The 18,357-nt window shown below is 36.3% G+C and carries 18 protein-coding genes; 11 read left to right on the forward strand and 7 right to left on the reverse strand.

Annotated features, from left to right (window positions below; all coding sequences use genetic code 11):
• Positions 1-189: 189 nt before the first annotated feature.
• Entirely contained in the window at positions 190-843 is a 654-nt protein-coding gene (locus KDN24_RS02330; RefSeq protein WP_409975089.1) for an HAD family hydrolase, read from the forward strand.
• A 202-nt stretch (positions 844-1,045) separates the two neighbouring features.
• Here KDN24_RS02330 and pcp read toward each other — a convergent pair whose 3' ends face one another.
• Both pcp and guaD read right to left on the reverse strand, forming a co-directional pair.
• Entirely contained in the window at positions 1,046-1,690 is a 645-nt protein-coding gene (gene pcp, locus KDN24_RS02335) for a pyroglutamyl-peptidase I (protein WP_409975090.1), read from the reverse strand.
• Between the two features lie 314 nt (positions 1,691-2,004).
• Positions 2,005-3,381 (reverse strand): guanine deaminase, encoded by a 1,377-nt coding sequence (gene guaD, locus KDN24_RS02340; protein WP_409975091.1) that lies wholly within the window; start codon positions 3,379-3,381, stop codon positions 2,005-2,007.
• A gap of 165 nt (positions 3,382-3,546) precedes the next feature.
• Between guaD and KDN24_RS02345 the strand changes: the two genes are divergently transcribed.
• On the forward strand, positions 3,547-4,035 hold the full coding sequence (locus KDN24_RS02345; RefSeq protein ID WP_409975092.1) for an SRPBCC family protein: 489 nt from the start codon (positions 3,547-3,549) through the stop codon (positions 4,033-4,035).
• Between the two features lie 81 nt (positions 4,036-4,116).
• Here the strand turns inward: KDN24_RS02345 and KDN24_RS02350 are convergent, their stop codons facing one another.
• From KDN24_RS02350 to KDN24_RS02365, 4 genes are all read right to left on the reverse strand, one after another.
• Positions 4,117-5,088 (reverse strand): SPFH domain-containing protein, encoded by a 972-nt coding sequence (locus tag KDN24_RS02350; protein WP_409975093.1) that lies wholly within the window; start codon positions 5,086-5,088, stop codon positions 4,117-4,119.
• 68 nt (positions 5,089-5,156) lie between these two features.
• Positions 5,157-5,957, reverse strand: a complete 801-nt coding sequence (locus KDN24_RS02355) for a TPM domain-containing protein (protein ID WP_409975094.1) — start codon at positions 5,955-5,957, stop codon at positions 5,157-5,159.
• Positions 5,954-6,982: a TFIIB-type zinc ribbon-containing protein gene (locus tag KDN24_RS02360; protein WP_409975095.1), complete on the reverse strand. Its 1,029-nt coding sequence runs from the start codon at positions 6,980-6,982 to the stop codon at positions 5,954-5,956. The genes KDN24_RS02355 and KDN24_RS02360 overlap by 4 nt, the downstream gene beginning before the upstream one ends.
• 134 nt (positions 6,983-7,116) lie before the next feature.
• Complete coding sequence (locus tag KDN24_RS02365) at positions 7,117-7,794, reverse strand: PspA/IM30 family protein (RefSeq protein ID WP_409975096.1); 678 nt, start codon at positions 7,792-7,794, stop codon at positions 7,117-7,119.
• Between the two features lie 362 nt (positions 7,795-8,156).
• Here KDN24_RS02365 and KDN24_RS02370 point away from each other — a divergent pair, with 362 nt between their 5' ends.
• The 5 genes from KDN24_RS02370 (at position 8,157) to KDN24_RS02390 (ending at position 12,164) form a co-directional block, all read left to right on the forward strand.
• Positions 8,157-9,515 (forward strand): Nramp family divalent metal transporter, encoded by a 1,359-nt coding sequence (locus tag KDN24_RS02370; protein ID WP_409975097.1) that lies wholly within the window; start codon positions 8,157-8,159, stop codon positions 9,513-9,515.
• 209 nt (positions 9,516-9,724) lie between these two features.
• On the forward strand, positions 9,725-10,702 hold the full coding sequence (locus KDN24_RS02375; protein WP_409975098.1) for a nuclease-related domain-containing protein: 978 nt from the start codon (positions 9,725-9,727) through the stop codon (positions 10,700-10,702).
• A 278-nt stretch (positions 10,703-10,980) separates the two neighbouring features.
• Complete coding sequence (locus KDN24_RS02380) at positions 10,981-11,106, forward strand: hypothetical protein (RefSeq protein ID WP_409975099.1); 126 nt, start codon at positions 10,981-10,983, stop codon at positions 11,104-11,106.
• 135 nt (positions 11,107-11,241) lie between these two features.
• Positions 11,242-11,790 (forward strand): TetR/AcrR family transcriptional regulator, encoded by a 549-nt coding sequence (locus tag KDN24_RS02385; protein WP_409975100.1) that lies wholly within the window; start codon positions 11,242-11,244, stop codon positions 11,788-11,790.
• A complete protein-coding gene (locus KDN24_RS02390) occupies positions 11,790-12,164 on the forward strand; it encodes a DMT family transporter (protein WP_409975101.1) in 375 nt (124 codons plus the stop codon). The genes KDN24_RS02385 and KDN24_RS02390 overlap by 1 nt, the downstream gene beginning before the upstream one ends.
• A 191-nt stretch (positions 12,165-12,355) precedes the next feature.
• Here the strand turns inward: KDN24_RS02390 and cynS are convergent, their stop codons facing one another.
• On the reverse strand, positions 12,356-12,817 hold the full coding sequence (gene cynS / locus KDN24_RS02395; protein ID WP_409975102.1) for a cyanase: 462 nt from the start codon (positions 12,815-12,817) through the stop codon (positions 12,356-12,358).
• A gap of 238 nt (positions 12,818-13,055) precedes the next feature.
• Here cynS and KDN24_RS02400 point away from each other — a divergent pair, with 238 nt between their 5' ends.
• From KDN24_RS02400 to KDN24_RS02415, 4 genes are all read left to right on the forward strand, one after another.
• A complete protein-coding gene (locus tag KDN24_RS02400; RefSeq protein ID WP_491348279.1) occupies positions 13,056-15,212 on the forward strand; it encodes a YhgE/Pip domain-containing protein in 2,157 nt (718 codons plus the stop codon).
• A 135-nt stretch (positions 15,213-15,347) separates the two neighbouring features.
• The gene (locus KDN24_RS02405; protein ID WP_409975104.1) at positions 15,348-16,556 is read left to right on the forward strand and encodes a DUF418 domain-containing protein; all 1,209 of its coding nucleotides are present in this window, start codon (positions 15,348-15,350) and stop codon (positions 16,554-16,556) included.
• Between the two features lie 121 nt (positions 16,557-16,677).
• Positions 16,678-17,595, forward strand: coding sequence for a DMT family transporter (locus KDN24_RS02410; protein WP_409975105.1), 918 nt, complete (start codon positions 16,678-16,680; stop codon positions 17,593-17,595).
• Between the two features lie 83 nt (positions 17,596-17,678).
• Positions 17,679-18,170, forward strand: a complete 492-nt coding sequence (locus tag KDN24_RS02415) for a GyrI-like domain-containing protein (RefSeq protein ID WP_409975106.1) — start codon at positions 17,679-17,681, stop codon at positions 18,168-18,170.
• Positions 18,171-18,357: the final 187 nt, after the last annotated feature.

The raw sequence follows: 18,357 nt of genomic DNA on the forward strand, positions 1-18,357 counted from the left end.
TTCAAGATTATTAAAACAGAGTTTGTTAGAGGAAATCCAGTTGCCACTTTTTTTAGTAAATTATTATATTATTTAAAATTCTATAGATAGCAAAACTATCATAGAATATTCTTTAATAATTATATTATGAACTGTATTTTTAGTTTTTAATTATACTCTTAAAAAAATTATCTAAAGGATGTGTTCAATATGAAAGCAATCATTTTCGATTTTGATGGGACTTTAGCGAATACGTTGCCAGTATGTTATTTTGCATTTAATCAAGTTTTTAAAGAATTTGATCATAAAGATCTTTCATCAGACGAAATAAAGGCAATGTTCGGGCCATCTGAAACAGGGATTATTAGAGAGAACCTTTTGAATCAAAACAAGGAACAAGCGATTGAATTATTTTATAAAGCATATTCGGAAAATCACGAAAATCTAGTTGAACCTAATAAAGACATTAATGAACTAATCACGTACTTGAAAAATAACGGCGTAAAATTAGGAATTGTTACAGGCAAAGCCAAAAGGAGTTTAGACATTTCATTGAAGGTATTACAAATGGAAAATCTTTTTGATGTCATCGTTACGGGTGATGATGTAATCAATCCGAAGCCACATCCTGAAGGGGTAATCAAGGCTTTATCCACTTTGCAAATTGAAAAGAATGAAGCCATATTTGTAGGAGATAGTGATGCTGATATCCAGGCAGGTATGCAGGCGAAAGTTTATACCGTAGGAGTTCAATGGCTACCTGACTATCAATCATTGGAATTTTCGATTGAACCTGATGCAATCTTCAAGAGTGTTGCGGAATTCCATGAATCTTTAAAAATAGGTGAAGAAAAAAGTTTATAGTTGCTATCTCGGGAATAGAAGTATCTAGTGCCTTTCATAGATGTGAAAGGCACTTTCTTTTCATTTGAAGGGCTTGAGTCTATTCTACTCTACGGAAATAGTAATCTCCCTTTTTCGCTTTCATTTAAAGGAGGTATTTCATTTACGAAATAATCTAACCACTCTCTTTCAACATCTTCAATCAACCATTTTTGAAAGGAGCTTAGCAAATGGTTCCTCCGACTTCGCGAATGTCTTCCCCCTCGTTTGCTGCGGTAATCGCTGCAATTTCAAGTGCTTTCACAATCATATCCAAACTTAGTGAAGGTGCTTGATTATGAATCGTTTGTTCTGGAATAAAAGGAATGTGAATAAAGCCCCCACGGACGGTTGGTGCATTTTTAGCTAAATAATTCATGACTCCGTAGAAGAGATGATTACACACAAATGTTCCAGCTGAATTAGACACAGCAGATGGAATGCCAGCTTCCTTCATATTATGAACGATACGCTTAATCGGCAATGTTGACCAATAGGCAACAGGTCCATCTGGAATAATCACTTCATCAATTGGCTGATTTTGTTGATTATCTGGAATTCGTGCATCATCAAGGTTAATTGCAACGCGCTCGGGAGTTATTTGCGTTCGTCCACCAGCTTGGCCTATACAAATAACAACATCTGGTTGATGTACTTCAATGGATTTTATTGCTACTTTTAATGATTCATGAAAAACAGTCGGTATTTCCTCTGTTACGATTTTTACATGCTCAAACGTCTTTTCATTTATTTGTTTAATCGCCTCTAAAGCAGGATTAACTTGATCCTTTCCAAATGGATCAAATCCTGTTATCAATACTTTCTTCACTGTTTTCCCCCCTTTGCACTTAACTTACAGGATTATCTTAGGAAATGATAGTGCCTATGAATAGGTATATTATTTATCGAGAAAATAAAGGACAAATCCCAATGGAAAATGCAGTGAAGTGTCCTTCAAGGTGGTGAAGAAGGACAAATTCCAGTGGAAAATGCATTGAAATGTCCTTCAAGGTGGTGAAGAAGGACAAAATGCCAGTGTAAATGCAGCGAAATGTCCTTCAAGGTGTTGCTGAAGGACAAATCTCAGGGGAAAATGCAGTAAAATGTCCTTCATCGTGCTAATGAAGGACATTTCTCTGACGATTATTGTGTAATATTTCTTGTATGGACTTTTTCGCCTTGTACCCACACTTCGCGAATGTTTTCTGGTCGAGCAAGATACATGATCTTTTGGAAGATATCATGTAATTCTTCATCTGTATGATAAATGGGCAGCTTTGCAGACGCTATTGTCGTATCGATAATTTGAACATCCCAAGCATAGTTTTCGGTTAAACGACCAATTGGTAGGCTTAAGCTTTCTCCTCCACCAGCAGTTGCAAGGTAGAAGGCTTCATCGATTGTAATGCGTGAATTTGGCACCCCGCGTTCTTCCGCTGGTAAAGCCGTGTTTACACCATCTTCTAACATTCTAGATGAGATGACAGCCTGTCTTACATTATCGAAAAGACTAGGGGAAAAGCCGCCCGAAATGTCTGAGCCTAAACCAATTTCCACTCCTTTTGCATGCAAATGAGCGATTGGAATGACACTATTGGCAAAATAAGCATTTGAGATGGGACAATGACTAACAGCAGTTCCTGTTTGTGCAAATAAATCTGCATCATCATCATTTAAGAAATTACAATGCGCCATGACAGACTTATCCCGCAATAATCCAAAATCATGTAAGGCAAATGCATCGTTTTTATTAAAGCGATCTTGCACATAATGATGCTCCCAATCACTTTCACTGCAATGTGATTGGACGTATGTATCATACTTAGCCGCTAACTCTCCTAAGCCTTTTAAAGCCTCATTCGTACAGCTTGGGATAAAGCGTGGGGTTACGACGGGATAAACCCCTTGTTTAGTTGATTTGGCTAAGCCTTTAACAGCTAAAATAAACTCCTCCGTATCCGCTAAGGCGGTTTGAGTATTAGCATCACGATAATATTCCGGATTTTGTTCAGGATTATCCATGACTACTTTGCCGACTAATCCACGCTGTCCCTTTTCAGCACATATTTCTGCTAGTAATAAACTAGCTTCTTTATGAATCGTTGCAAAATAGAGTGCTGTCGTTGTTCCGTTTGCAAGAAGGGTGCTGACAACATCTTGATAGATATTTTTCGCAAAATCCAAATCGGCAAATTTCGACTCAATTGGGAACGTGTACGTATTTAACCAATCATAGAGCGGAATGTCTAATGCAGTTCCAGCTTGAGCCCATTGTGGTGCGTGAACATGCAGATCGACAAAACCAGGTAAAAAATACTGACCATCAGCTAAACGATAAAAATTCTCTTCGTTCTGATACATATTTAGTAATGCATCATAGTCAGCATCTTTTGGACCAATGACCTTTTCAATCATTCCGTTATCATTAAGACAGAAAAGACAATCTTTTAATATTTCGACTTCTTTTGGTGACTTGCTGGAAAAAGCAGTTCCTTGAAAAATTTGCGTATATTTTTTCATATATTACACCTTATTGTTCGTGTTTTTAAAATCATATTTGCTATTATAAAGTATCTTAACAGCTGGATGCAATAGGATAACGACAGTAGCCCTCCTCGCTTTACTTCGATTTTTTACAGTTATAAAATTAAAGAATAGGGTTGAAAAACGAAAGGAGACATAAACATGCTCGCAACAATACAAAAGAGTGGTACTGGTTATATTGCACGATTTGAACGTCTTCTAAATCATTCGGTTGAAAATGTTTGGTCGATGTTGACGGATAATGAGAAATTAAAGAAATGGTTTTCCGAGCTCCGAGTCGAGGATTTGCGAAAAGGTGGAATCATTTCGTTTGATATGCAGGATGGAACTTTTGAAGAAATGGTTATTACTGAGCTAGTAATGAATTCTATTTTGGAATTTACATGGGCAGAAGACATCGTTCGCTTTGAATTATTTCCAAATGCAGACGGCTGCCTCTTCGTTTTTAGTGAAAAAATCAATAAAATAACGAATCATACACCTAAGGATTTGGCAGGCTGGCATGTATGTTTAGACGTTATTCGTGAATTATTAGATGGGAGGACAATGGAGTCACGAGAAGCTGAATGGAAAAAGTGGTATGTGAAATATGTTGAGGCTGTTGAAAAAGTTACTGAAAATCAAAAATGACAGAAGAAAAAATTTAATCCAGTCCCTACCTTTTCTTTTGGAAGAGGTAGGGCTGGACTATTTTTGTTAAGAGGAAAGGTTTTAGACTAATTTATGCCCACAATTCGAGCAGAAGTTTGCTCCCTCAGTCTTTGTCCCACAGTTAGGGCAGAAGTTCGGTCTTTGATTACCTTGAGCAGGATTGTTTGACTGTGTATTTGATTCTTGATTTTTATTCATATTTTTCATCATCTCATTTGCGATGTTCATGCCCATCATCATGCCAGCCATATCAGAAGCTGCTCCACCTCCTTTAACTTTTCCTGAAGCTATCCCATCTGTCATCGAGACTTGCTGGTACTTGCTTAAATCACCGATCATTTCATAGGAGGCCGTTTTTGTAATCATATTTTGAATTTCTTCTGGATAGTTGAAGCTATTAATATGAAAGCCTGTAATTGTCATGCCGCTATCGATTATTTCCATATCAAGATCTTCACGAATACCTTTTGCAATATCAGAAGCATTCGCCTGTAAGTTAAACATATCCTTACCTTCTCTTGAAATCCACTTCATGAGCAGCTGGTCAAGAACAGAAGTAATCCGAATTTTTATATCCTCGACGAGATAACTGTTTTTAACGCCTGCAATTTTATCAATGAGAGCTATATAGTCATTAACTTTAAAATTAAAGGTTCCATTCGCACGAACTGGCATGCCTCCTGGCAGCTGTGGAGTTGGGATATTTATCGCGTTTTTCGTACCCCATTTGACGATAAACTCTTTCGTATTTACAAATAAAACTTCTACTCTCATGCCGCTGTTGAATCCGAATTTAAAGCCTTTTAGCGTTGATAGGAACGGGATAATATCAGATTCAATATTATAATCACCTTCATCCTCAAAAATCCCTTCAATTCTCCCGTTATTAAAAAAGACCGCATCTTGACCAGAACGAATAATTAACTTACTTCCTTTTTTTATCTCCCGATTGCTCCACTTCCAAAAAATCATATCATCTCTGAATTCTTCCCATTCCACAACGTTCGCAAATTGATTTTTAAAAAAGACCATTTATCTTCATTCCTCCCAATATAAATTTAGATTTCATTTTGCACTAAATAGGACAAGGAATCTGTCCCTTAAAATTTCCCTCTGCTGCCGCTATGGGAGTGACCGCCGCTTGATATTCCGCCGCCGAAGCCGCCTCTGCTGCCGCCGCCTCCACTGTTATTATTCGTTGGTTTTTTGCGGCGTGTAGTGGTTGTTCTAATAAAGTTGTCTCTTCTTTGTCGGACTCCCGATGTATCTGCTGCGTGGTACGTACGAGCTGTAATTGTTACTTTGCCGCCTGAGTGATAGGCCATTATACCGACAACGATTCCTGCGAATCCAAGTGAAGCCAAAATTTGAAACCATAGATTGAATATAGGGTTGTCAGGATTTACTCCTGGCTTTATTCCCATATATTTATAAGAAGTAATAATAAAAGTTTTGAATGCATCATAATAGTTTCCATTTGATAAGTCTGGGGTAATTTTATCTCGAACACGATCAAGCCGTCCGTCATCCAAATATTCTTTTCCTTTATAAAAACCAGCTAAGTATACATCCCGCTCCTTCATATCAAGCGTAAGAATCGCAGTATTGCCATGTGGTTTATCATATCCTAAAGCATTTTCATCATAAAAGTCTTCCATATACGGGATAATGTCTTTGCCTTTCGTATCATTCGTCGTTAATATAATGAAGTCGGTCTGTCTCTTCTCGCTATATTTATAAGCAAGCTCTTCAAGCTTGATGATTTCTTCTTTATTTAGAAGACCAGCAAAGTCATAAACGAGTCGCTTCGAATTTTTTGTAGCTGCTTCTCCTTTAGTTGTGGCAAAAGGAAGAATGAGTAGGAAAATAAAAAAGAGCAATAATCCTTTTTTCCAATTCACCAAAACCCACCTCCCATGAAAAAGGAGATTAGTTTTAGTGTAACAAACGAAGTGCCAGCAATTCCCGTAAACCACATCGCGACTTTCCCAAAGCTAGTTGGCGGCTTGCCAACAACCTTGCCTGTTTGTCCGTTCATAGCAAATGTATGCTCTGAATGGTCATAATCATAGTAAACCATCCAAACAGGTAGCAACACATAATGAGCATGGATTTTTCTTGTATCAATTAATTTGTTGCGATAACTAACTGTGGTGTAGCCTGAAATAGTAGAACGAATATATGAATCGATAAAATCACTAATTTTAGCTTTAACTCGTGGGAAAAGCTCCTCATCATTATAATTATATTTTTCAGCTATATAACCTGCAAGATAAGGTGTTTTAAAGCTTTTTAAATCTTTATATTGATAAGGTTCTAGTTTATCCATAATTTGATCATTCATTTTTTCAGACGCATCGACAGGAACCTTTACATAATTTAAATTAATATCTCGGTACACATCATAATGATTTGTTTCTGTGTAAATATAATCCCCTTTCGTATAGGTCCTTACTTTCGTACAATTCGCTTCTACTTGAATTTGACTATTTAAATCATATAACCAAAAAGGAACATAGATGCCTGTAATCCCTTTAATCCGATCAGCTGTCATAAATCCCTTTGGGGTAAAAAGGCCATTTTTACACCAAGAACGAAATTTTCTCATTGCTTCGTCTTTACTAATTGTAAAGGGAATGACCTTTGTCGGAGCCATTACTCCGGAAAGGCGATCTCCTAAAACGACACCTGCACCGCAAAAGCTGCATGTCGTAGCCGTTGTTTCTGCTTCGGTCATAATGATACCGCCACAGTTATTACAATGGTATTCATGTACTTCATCCCCTGAAAAAGTGGCAGAAATTAAGTCTTCTGCAAATTCTTCAATATTGTCTTCTCTTCCGCAGCTATGGCAGGATAATTTACCTGTATCACTATTAAAAGCCATATCGTCACCGCAGTTTGGGCATTTATATTGGATGACCATGATTTATTCACCTCTCTTTTCAAATCAAATCTGTCTTGGCATTATGAAGGGGCAGTCTTGTTAGTCAGTTTTTCGACTAAAAAGATGCCCCATAAGCATGTTAAAAATGTTGATATGCATTTTATCTAATCGTTTTACTCTTTATTTTTTATCTTCTCTTTAAGTGCGGCAAGCTCATCCTCTACATCTGAGCGCTTGTCATACTTAGCCGTTAAGTCTTTCATATCATCTTGGGGAGGTGTATTTAATTCTGCCATTGCATTGGCCTCATCTAAAGCTCTATTCACCTTTTCTTCCATTCTTCCGAAAGCGGACATAGAATGACTAGCACCTGTAAGGGAGGAACCGATTTTATTTACTCTTTCTTGTGTTCGAGCTACGGCCATTTTTCCTTTCAGCATTGTTCTTCGCGATTCTAATTCTTTAATATCGGAGACAAGTTTATCATGCATTTGTCTCATTTGAACAGTATTTGAAGAAGCGAGTTCATAAGCTTGTTGTAATTCCGTTTCTTTTGTTGCTAAAGTTGATTTCTTCTCTAAAAATTTTCTAGCATCGCCTTCATTGCCTGCTTCCAATGCTTTAATGGCGTAGCTTCCCATTTTTTCAATTTCTGATTGGCATTCATCTAATGTCCGTTTGGCTCTTTGTTCTTCGGCCATAATTGAAGCTGTTTCGGATTTTACTTTCCCTAAATCATAATTCAGATTTCTTAAGTATTGATCGATCATTTTCTCTGGATTTTCAGCCTTATCTAACAGTGCGTTAATATTACTTGCCATAATATCTTTAAACCTGGTTAAGATACCCATAACGACCTCCTGTTTATCCTTTTATAAATATATACTTTATTTATGAAAAAAAGGATTCAATTTTTCTAAATTAATTTTAGCTAGTAGGAAAGTTTAAGTTTATTAACGTACTAAAGTAAGAAGAGGTTCGAATAATGTTAGCATTTACAATACCGCATAAGAAATGCTAAGGCATTCGCCGAAAGGGCTTGGCAAATGCCAAGTTATTCCAATCATATTGAAAAAGTTGGTCTCGTGCAAAAAATGTTTACGAAGTCAAGAAATGGTGTTAATATATTTAAAAAAATAAACAAATGATTTTACATGAAAAATTAGGTTAGCGAGAATAATTGAGATTAAGGAAGGTTTTAGGAGGAACAGTCATGGTTACTCGGTCAGATGAGGAGACAGAAGAGCGTGGTTGGTTAAAGCGTAGTGCGAGTGTGAGCTTAGAAGAAGTAAACAATACGGTTAAGATTCCGAATAAAGGTGGCTTCTGGCGTAAGTTTTTTGCCTTTGCAGGCCCGGGTTCTTTAGTTGCAGTTGGATATGTTGATCCTGGAAACTGGGCAACATCTATTGCAGGAGGAGCACGGTTTGGTTATACATTGTTAATTGTTATCTTAGTAGCGAATTTAGTGGCGATGCTGCTTCAGTCGTTATCAGCAAAGCTTGGGATCGTTACGGGAAGAGATCTTGCTCAAGCAACGAGGGATGCGACTGGGAAGAAAACAGCTATGATTCTATGGGTTTTAACGGAACTTGCTATCATCGCAACAGATTTAGCAGAGGTTATCGGTTCGGCAATCGCATTGAATTTATTATTCGGATTGCCTTTATTAGTAGGAATTGCGATCACTACATTAGATGTGTTGCTATTGCTTTATTTACAAAAGAAAGGCTTTCGTATTATTGAAGCAATTGTTATCGTATTAATGGCAACGATATTTGCTGTTTTTGCATTTGAAGTGATTATTTCAAAGCCAGAAATATCCGCATTGTTCAGTGGATTTATTCCAAGAACGGAAATTGTCACAAACCCGGATATGCTGTTTATTTCTCTCGGTATTTTAGGGGCAACGGTGATGCCGCATAATTTATATTTACATTCTTCCATCGTACAAACGAGACAATATAAAAGGACGATAGAAGGGAAAAAAGAGGCACTAAAATTTTCTATCTTGGATTCTACAATCTCTTTAACATTAGCTTTTTTTATAAATGCTGGGATTTTAATTCTTGGAGCTGCTGCTTTTTATGGAACAAACCTAGACGTATCAGAACTTGAAGCAGCCTATGAATTATTAAGTCCAACATTAGGTGTAGGAATTGCAAGTACATTATTTGCGGTTGCTTTGCTTGCTTCAGGACAAAATTCAACCATTACGGGAACGATGAGTGGGCAAATAGTGATGGAAGGCTTTATCCAATTGCGAATTGCCCCTTGGCTTCGTCGCTTAATTACACGATTGCTTGCAGTTATTCCCGCGTTCATCGTAACATGGCTTGCGGGCGCTAAAGGAACTGGTGAATTATTGCTCTGGAGTCAAGTTGTTTTAAGTCTTCAACTCCCGTTTGCCGTCATCCCTTTAGTGCTATTTACAAGTGATAAGAAAAAAATGGGGAAATTCGCTAACAAGTTACCGATCAAAATTACCGCATGGCTATGTACGGTCGTCATTGTGATTTTGAACATATTTTTAATCGGTTATATTGTTGTGACAGGTCAAGATATTGGCTAAATCGGAGGATAGTATTTTGCTATCCTCTTTTATGAGCCTGAAACATTGTTATTTTACAATTTATGGAGGCGTTGGCTGATAAACGGGCATATTCGGCTGATAAATGATTAGAACGCGCTGATAAATGATTAAATATCGCTGATAATATTCAAAAATAAAGGAATTCGTTGCTTCATGGCGAATGAATCTAATGGAAAAGGAGTGATATTTTGATAAAGAAAGCGAGAAAGAAGCCTATACAGCTTAAAAAATTGGCCGTTCTAAAGAAAAGGCTGCACATTAACCATCCTAAATGGCAATTGGTCTCAGAAAATTTAGCTAAAAGTGAAGCAGGATTTCGTGGTGAAGTGGCACTAGATTATCAATTATCTTTTTTACCTGATAAAGATCACTACATTTTTCATGATTTGAGATTAAAAGATAATAAATTACGTTATTTTCAAATGGATACCCTCATTATTTCGCTAAAATTCTATTTGCTCCTCGAAATAAAAAATATAGTCGGCACTTTATTCTTCGATCAAGAATTTCATCAACTCATAAGAACATATCAAAATGAAAATCAAACATTCCCAGATCCGTTACTACAAATTAGACGACAGCAAAGGCAATTACAATCTTGGATTAAACAAAATAAGCTGCCACAAGCCCCGATCATTCCGTTCGTCATCATCAGCTCACCCTCCTCAACGATACAAACTAATTCAAAATCTCCCCATTTACTACGAAATGTCATTCATTCAGCTGCACTCCCATTTAAAATAGAAGAATTAGAAGAAAAATTCCATAAATCGCTCTTCACGAAAAAAGAATTGAATACTGTGACTAGAAGACTATTAAAAACTCACGAGCCGTATAATCCTAACATTTTGGAAACATATCAGCTAAGTAAAAAGGATATTATTAAAGGGGTTTACTGTGAAAAATGCTCGTCTTATTCAATGAAAAGAGAACGTGGGATTTGGCGGTGTCCGATCTGTTGGACAACCTCAATGAATGGACATCTATATGCCCTTAATGATTATTCATTATTGTTTGGACAAAAAATTACAAATGCTGAGTGTCGCGATTTTTTAGGAATTGAATCTGAGTCTATTGCGAGAAAAATCCTTACCATCATTTGTATTGATAGCGAAGGGGAAAATAAAAATAGAAGTTATATTCTTCCTATAGACGATGAAGGCTAATGAAGGGGAGTGCGCTGATAAATTGGCGAGGTAGGCTGATAAACAATTAGAATTGGCTGATAAACAATTAGAATTGGCTGATAAACAATTAGAATTGGCTGATAAACATAAATATTTGGCTGATAAACAATTATATTCGGCTGATAATTGAGAAATTTTCTCCAGTAGCTCAGGTCAGTGGCCTACTGGAAAATAGCCTAATCATCAATCGATTGAATAAAGAAATCCAATTATTATTTAAATTAAAGCAAGCCTTTGGATGTGGGGACAAACAGTTTTTGAATAAAGCCTATCATCAATTGACTAATCATCTGGAAGTACTTCGTCAGGAAGAAATGGAGATTCATAATCGAAGAATTCAATTGCAAAATGAAATTGAAAAAATAAGGAAATTGATAACTTAATAGCTATGGAATAATAAAATTAAAATCTTTTGCTCAGAGCGGAGGATTTTTTTTGTTTACCTCTTTCATCTTAATTGACATAAAACCGTCCAGACGGTACAGTAAAAAGAAAGATAAAGGTAAGGAGCTAAAGCGATGGAAAATCAAACTTCGAAAAGAAAGCAATTGCTTATTTCAGCTTCAACGATTGTAAAAAATGAAGGGGTTCATAAACTAACTTTAGAGGCAGTGGCAAAAAAAGCAGGGGTTAGCAAAGGGGGATTACTATATCATTTTCCATCGAAGGAAGCGTTAATTAAAGGGATGGTAGACGAGCTGACAGCTAATTATGTAAGTGAAATGAATAAATTAGTTGAAACGGAAGAGCAACTAAATGGAAAGTGGACAAAAGCGTATGTGAAATCAACATTTAATGAGCTGGAAGATGATTTTGAGATGAGTTCTGCCCTTATGGCAGCCATATTTGCAAATCCTGAGCTATTGAAAGACTTTCAATTACAATATGAAGATTGGCAAACGAAAATTGAAAATGATGGTCTAAATCCAGTGCGCTCAACCATCGCAAGGCTTGTAGCAGATGGTTTATGGTATGGTGAAATATTTGGATTAGCACCATTGGAAAAGGGGCTTAAGGATGAAATTTATAAAGAATTGCTTAGCTGGACTAGAGAGGGGAAGAACTAATGGCGTATGTATATTTAGCATTAGCAATCATATTTGAACTTATAGGAACGTCACTGTTAAAAGCATCTGAGGGCTTTTCGAAGCTAGTCCCTACTTTAGGTGTCGTAATTGTTTTTACCCTATCCTTTTTCTCACTTTCATTGTCTTTAAAAACGATCCCATTAAACGTGGCTTATGCTCTTTGGTCTGGTTTAGGAACGGTCGCAACGGTTATCATTTCAATTTTAATATGGAAAGAGAAAATTAATGCGGGAAGTATTATTGGGATAGGGCTCATTATCATAGGAGTTGCTGTCTTAAATCTGTTTGGTCCAGGACATAGTGATTCGGCTCAAGTTGATATACCTGTTCAGGAAAATAACCTGTCGAATTAAAATGGAAGCTGGAAAAATTCATAACAATGAGATGAAAATGCTTGGTGACATATCTAACTCTGTCGGGGGCAAGATTACGTTGTCAAATCTTTATAGTTCGGGTTAAAAAGAAGAAACGGCTAGCTGCTTATGAATGCTAACACGCTTCTTCTTTTTTTATAATTGTTTTTTGTAGCTTTATGATGCTTGATTTACCACTTTTTATAGGGGAGGAACTTTCCGTTCAGTGTAATAACGACGCGATCGCCTGCTGGGTCCTCTTCTTTATCAATATCCATCTTAAAGTCAATCGCACTCATAATGCCATCTCCAAACTTTTCATTAATGATGGCTTTAATGGTTGTCCCATACACTTGAGTTAACTCGTGAAAACGGTAAATCAATGGATCAACAGGAACCCGTTCATCTAAAGAGCCCTTTAATGGAAACTCTTGCAAGGCAGCTGAAACGGATGACTCCACACCTAATAATTCCACTAGTTTATCTGCTTCTTCAGCATTCATTGTTGCTTGTCCCATAATGGCTGAAGCTACCCAAACAGGATGGCGTCCAACGACCTCAGCGATTTCATCAAACGTTAGTCCCTTTTCTTTTTTAGCGAGTAAAATGATTTCAGTTGCTTGCTCTCTCGTTATTTTTTGTGAAAAACTCATTTTTCTCTCTCCCTTTTCATCATATTAACAACAATTCAAGTGTATCATTTATTTGGTTAATATTAGGTGATATATAACATAGTTAAAAATTCAAAACTGAAACAAGTTCGTTCGAAATGCTACAAGGGTAGACGATATTCTCCACGACTTGATGTTTTCCTCTTCCACACCAAATTCAAAGAGTTAAGTTCGTTTAAAAGGGAATATTAACGATATTGGGTAATGGTTGGAGAGGTGCATGATGAAAAATATTTTCTACATCTATCAAACAGATATTAAAAATATTGCCAAGAATTGGACGGCACTTGTTGTTATACTCGGGCTTGTATTTCTACCATCCCTTTATGCATGGTTTAATATTTTAGCTTCATGGGATCCGTATGGGAATACAGGAAACATAGCTGTGGCTGTAGTGAATGAAGATAAAGAAGCTATTTTTAAAGGAAATAAATTGAAGATCGGGGATGAAATCATTTCACCTTTAATGAAAAACAAGAACATTGGCTGGGTTTTTACAGATGAAGCAGACGCATTGAGAGGTGTAAATCACGGGGACTATTATGCAAGCATATTAATTCCAGCTGATTTTTCGAAAAACATATCAAGTTTTTTAACGGACACTCCGCAAAAAGCAAAGATCATTTATACCGTGAATGAAAAGATTAATGCAATTGCTCCAAAAATTACGGCAAAAGGTGCAAGTGGAATTGTGGAGCAGGTTAGAAAAAATTTTATTGAAACGGCAAATGGAACGATATTTAAGATTTTCAATGAAATTGGTCTTGAGCTAGAAAAGGAAAGACCAACAATTGAAGAGGTTTCTAGCCTTATTCTTAAAATAGAGGGGATGATACCTGAAATTAATGATGTTGTAAATGTATTAGCTAAAGATATGAAGTTAGCTGACAACTTAATTTCGAGAGCACAGTCAAATCTAATAACGATTGCAGAAGAAACGAAGAGGTATCAAGGAATAGTCAATCAATTAGGCATTTGGTTAGATGAAGGATCGGATGTATTCGCATCGACCGCAGGCCCCCAAATTAAAAATAATCTGATGCTAATGAAGGAAACATCAAGTGCAATTAATACGTTAAATACAATGATAATGGATAAAAACATTGACCCTACCGTTCTAAACTCAGCAATTGATCGATCGCAGGACCATCTTTCCAATGAAATTCGTGATATTCAAATTTTGACCGAACTTTTTGATCGACTAAACCAACTGGCAGGGGAAAATAAACTTGCATTTGTTAAGGAAAACTTGAATAAGCTTAATAGGAATCTTACGCAACAATTGTCATTACTTAACAATACTAAAGATAGTATAGCTCGGGGTAAAGATCTATCACAGGAGTTAATGACTGAGCTAGATCGGTTGGCGAAAACATCAGATGCTTTGTTAGAGGACCTAATCCAGCGTTATGATGACGAAATTATGCCTAGAATTCTACAGGGATTTAGCGTGGTTAAATCAACAACGAATCATGCATTAAAGATTTTGCAGGATGTAAATCATGATATGCCAGATGTCCAGAAAATTGTAACGGATGCCAAAAAAGGATTGACGATCGGAACGAAGGAACTTCATACGATTCAAAAGAGACTTCCTATAATAGAAGGGAAGATGAAGAGTTTAGCAAGTATTATAAGAAAGCTGGAAAAAGAAGGGACCCTCAATCAGCTTATCGATCTGTTGATAAACAATGCAGAAAGAGAGGGGCAATTTTTTGCAGAGCCGGTCACACTCATAGAAAATAAACTATTTCCAATTCCGAATTATGGCTCTGCGATGTCACCGTTTTTCACTACATTATCATTATGGGTAGGAGCCTTGCTTTTAGTTTCGTTGCTTACCGTTGAAGTTCATGAAAATACGAGGAGCTACAAAAGCTTTGAAATCTATTTAGGCCGATTTCTTATCTTCTTATCATTAGCAATACTGCAATCATTTTTTATCACAATAGGTGATATGTTTCTTTTAAAAACGTATGTTGTAGATAAATTATGGTTTGTCCTATTTGCCATGCTCCTAAGTTCTATTTTCATGTTAATTGTTTATACCCTTGTCTCAGTCTTTGGAAATGTAGGAAAAGCCTTGGCAATCGTGCTTCTTGTATTACAGCTTGCTGGCTCAGGAGGAACTTTTCCAATACAAGTGACACCACCTTTTTTTCACATGATTTATCCGCTCCTTCCATTTACTTATGGGATTAGTTTAATGAGGGAAGCAGTAGGAGGAATTCTATGGGATGTCATCAGCCATGACCTTCTATATTTGTCTGGTTTTGTTGCAGCCACGCTTTTACTTGGCCTCACGTTAAAGAATATTGTCAATCGTTCAACAGAAAAATTAGTTAGAAAAGCAAAAGAAAGCAAGCTCATTCATTAGCAAGTAAATATTGGTTCTAGCCAGGCGAAAGCGACAGAACGTGGCGCTTTGAGCGTAATTTTACCCCAAATTAATGTACTTATTCCGAAATTTGGTATAATATGTTTGTCAAAAGAGGAGAAATGGAGAGAAATAATGTCAAGTGAATCTGTTTTAGGAAAGAATCGAATTGTTACGTTAGATGTTATTAGAGGGTTTGCTATTTTTGGGATATTTTTGGTGAATATGCCGTCGTTTAATGGCAGTGAATTTATGGTTTATACAGGAGCGGATAAAATAGTTCGGCTGTTGTTTGATATGTTCATCCAAACTAAATTTTATACGATTTTTTCGTTTCTATTTGGTCTCGGATTTTATATTTTTATGACAAGAGCGGAAGCGAAGGGAGAAAAGGTATTTCGCCTATTTTCGAGAAGATTGTTGGCTTTGCTCCTATTTGGGATTTTGCATCTCGTATTTCTTTGGCAGGGCGACATTCTTCATACATATGCGATTATGGGCTTCTTCTTATTATTATTTTATCGCCGCAAAGCAAAAACGGCTCTTATTTGGGGTTTAGTCCTTATCATCTCGTTCCAATTTCTTATGGGAGCTTCAGCAATATTGACATCTTTCGCTGAAAAATTTGATGATTCCATGAATTTCACAGAGTCAATGCGTGAGGAAACATTAACACAAGGGAAAGAATCGATAGAAGCTTATACCACTCTATCATATACGGAGTTAGTAAAATGGCGGATACCTAATGAATTAAATGAAGTGGTATGGAATATTCCATTAACTTTGCCTGATATCCTTGGGATGTTTTTAGTTGGTTTATTTGCTGGAAAAATCAATTTGTTTCGAAGAGTAGCAGAGTTGAAGCGGAAACTTCGCATCACTCAGCTGATTACATTTATTATTAGTGTTCCTCCGCTAATAGCAATTGCCTGGGGCTATTCACAGCATGAAGAAGTTACGTTCATGTACAGTCTAGGAAACTATTTTTTCGTTCATTTTAGCGGCTTTACGCTATCAATATTTTATATTGTGACCATTGCACTTCTGCTAGAAAAAGAGACATGGCAGCGTATATTAAAGCCATTCCGTTATGTTGGACAAATGGCGCTTACGAATTATTTATGTCAAACATTTTTCGGTGTCATTGTATTTTATGGCTTCGGTTTGTTTGGTCAAGTATCCTTAGTAGAAGGACTCTTGTATGCCGTTATTTTCTATTGTGTGCAAGTTGTCTTCAGCTATCTTTGGTTAAAGAAGTTCCAGTTTGGCCCATTTGAATGGTTATGGCGAGTTATGACATATGGTAAGGTTCAGCAGTTCAAAAAAGAAACAAGTAGAGAATAACTCATTTTTAATAGCTTACTTACAAACATGAAAAAGACTAGACCTAATGGAGGGCTAGTCTTTTTTTCACATAGATTTTCTACAGATAAAGTTTAGCATTTTATTAAGAAGGAGGGAGATTTTGAGAGTAGCATATTTACAGTTAGCTTTATCCATGGCTTTTGTTGGAGCTAACGTAGCAGTTGGGAAAATCATTGTTGAAGAAGTTCCGATCTTTCTTTTTTCTGAAATACGCTTTTTAATCGCTTTATTATTTCTAGTTCCTATGTTAGTCATTAGTCGGCCACAAGTGGTGCGACTGGAGAAAAGACATGTTGGCTATTTATTTTTACAATCGTTTTTTGGTGTATTTTTATTTAGTGTTTTAATGCTTTATGGCGTTCGTTTCACGTCTGCTGCTGCCGCGGGAATTATTACAAGTACTGTGCCAGCCGTCATTGCTTTATTGTCATTTTTCTTTTTAAGAGAAAGGATGTCCAGTGCACAATCATTTTCTATATGTCTTGCTGTACTAGGAATATTGATTATTACATTGCAAAAGTCCCCATCAAATATTGATAGTTCTCCAATGGTAATCGGGAATATTCTTGTGTTCGGTGCAGTTGTATCGGAAGCACTATTTACCATTTTTGCCAAAAAACTATCGACAGTGTTTACTCCAATTCAAATGGCGACTGCTGTCAATGTCATTGGCTTTATCTTATTTCTTCCTTTTGCAATAAAGGAGGCACTATCTTTTGATTTTATAAATTTAAAATGGTCAATTTGGTTTCTTATTGTCTATTATGCGATTACTGCGAGTGTACTGTCGTTTATTCTATGGTATCAAGGAGTTAAAAAAGTAAATGCAAGTCTTGCTGGAATTTTTACGGGATTTATTCCAATAGCAGCAACATTAGTCGGCATTTTTTTATTAAAGGAATCTTTTGGATGGCATCAATTCTTAGGAATTTTGTGCGTATTAGGAGCGATCTTCCTTGGCACAAGAGGAAAGGCAATAAAAAAAGAGGAACCATTACAGCAACATATTTCTTCCTAAAAATAACAATAAACAAGCTTAATATATCAGAAAATTCTTGATATAATAGAGTACATGAGGAATTTTATAAAGGAGGATGTAATATGGAAAATTTCCACTATGAAATTGTAGAGATTCCTGCTTATCGTGGAATCGGATTAAGATGGGATGGAGCTTACACAGAAATTAGTAGTTTGAAGGAACTGATTAATCAGATGAGTAGTAGAGTAGGAGAGTTAGAAGATGCTGTAGATCCTAAGCTTCAATTAGGATTATCCTATCATGTAAGAAGTGATGGATTTGTTCATTATTCTGTTTATGAAGTTAGTGAAGAACAACAAATTCCAAATGAGATGATAGAAATAAACATACCAAAGATGACTTACTTAATGATCAAGCATAATAAGGGTCAGGACATTGGGGAAACGTACGGAAAGATTTATCAATGGTTTAAGGAAAATGATTATTTGCCATATAAAGAGACGAATGTTGAATATTACGATGATTTGCCAATCAAACACGAAAGATATCCGAATGATCGTGATCTAAATGATCCCCATTTTGATATATTCATTCCGATTACAAAGAAATCATAAGCTTGGAGACTTATCCAAGTATTGTCATAATGAAAAAAGGATTAAGCGGTAGCTTGGCGTATCATGGGTCGAGCCCCTCTTAATCCTTTTTATTAGTTTAAACTGACATAGTTTCGTTATATGTAAATTTATGGGACCGTTGGCTGATAAAAGCGTGAATTCGGCTGATAAATTGCTAATTTGGCTG

Origin of the sequence: Cytobacillus sp. Bva_UNVM-123 (assembly GCF_046351715.2) — a bacterium.
Lineage (GTDB): Bacteria > Bacillota > Bacilli > Bacillales > Cytobacillaceae > Cytobacillus.

Excerpts from the sequence above, each read along its gene's own strand:
- KDN24_RS02415 (WP_409975106.1), top strand. The coding sequence starts at position 17,679 with ATGGAAAATTTCCACTATGAAATTGTAGAGATTCCTGCTTATCGTGGA.
- KDN24_RS02360 (WP_409975095.1), bottom strand. The coding sequence starts at position 6,982 with ATGGTCATCCAATATAAATGCCCAAACTGCGGTGACGATATGGCTTTT.
- guaD (WP_409975091.1), bottom strand. The coding sequence starts at position 3,381 with ATGAAAAAATATACGCAAATTTTTCAAGGAACTGCTTTTTCCAGCAAG.
- KDN24_RS02400 (WP_491348279.1), top strand. The coding sequence starts at position 13,056 with ATGATGAAAAATATTTTCTACATCTATCAAACAGATATTAAAAATATT.
- KDN24_RS02365 (WP_409975096.1), bottom strand. The coding sequence starts at position 7,794 with ATGGGTATCTTAACCAGGTTTAAAGATATTATGGCAAGTAATATTAAC.
- KDN24_RS02350 (WP_409975093.1), bottom strand. The coding sequence starts at position 5,088 with ATGGTCTTTTTTAAAAATCAATTTGCGAACGTTGTGGAATGGGAAGAA.
- cynS (WP_409975102.1), bottom strand. The coding sequence starts at position 12,817 with ATGAGTTTTTCACAAAAAATAACGAGAGAGCAAGCAACTGAAATCATT.
- KDN24_RS02385 (WP_409975100.1), top strand. The coding sequence starts at position 11,242 with ATGGAAAATCAAACTTCGAAAAGAAAGCAATTGCTTATTTCAGCTTCA.
- KDN24_RS02330 (WP_409975089.1), top strand. The coding sequence starts at position 190 with ATGAAAGCAATCATTTTCGATTTTGATGGGACTTTAGCGAATACGTTG.
- KDN24_RS02345 (WP_409975092.1), top strand. The coding sequence starts at position 3,547 with ATGCTCGCAACAATACAAAAGAGTGGTACTGGTTATATTGCACGATTT.
- KDN24_RS02390 (WP_409975101.1), top strand. The coding sequence starts at position 11,790 with ATGGCGTATGTATATTTAGCATTAGCAATCATATTTGAACTTATAGGA.
- KDN24_RS02370 (WP_409975097.1), top strand. The coding sequence starts at position 8,157 with ATGGTTACTCGGTCAGATGAGGAGACAGAAGAGCGTGGTTGGTTAAAG.
- KDN24_RS02405 (WP_409975104.1), top strand. The coding sequence starts at position 15,348 with ATGTCAAGTGAATCTGTTTTAGGAAAGAATCGAATTGTTACGTTAGAT.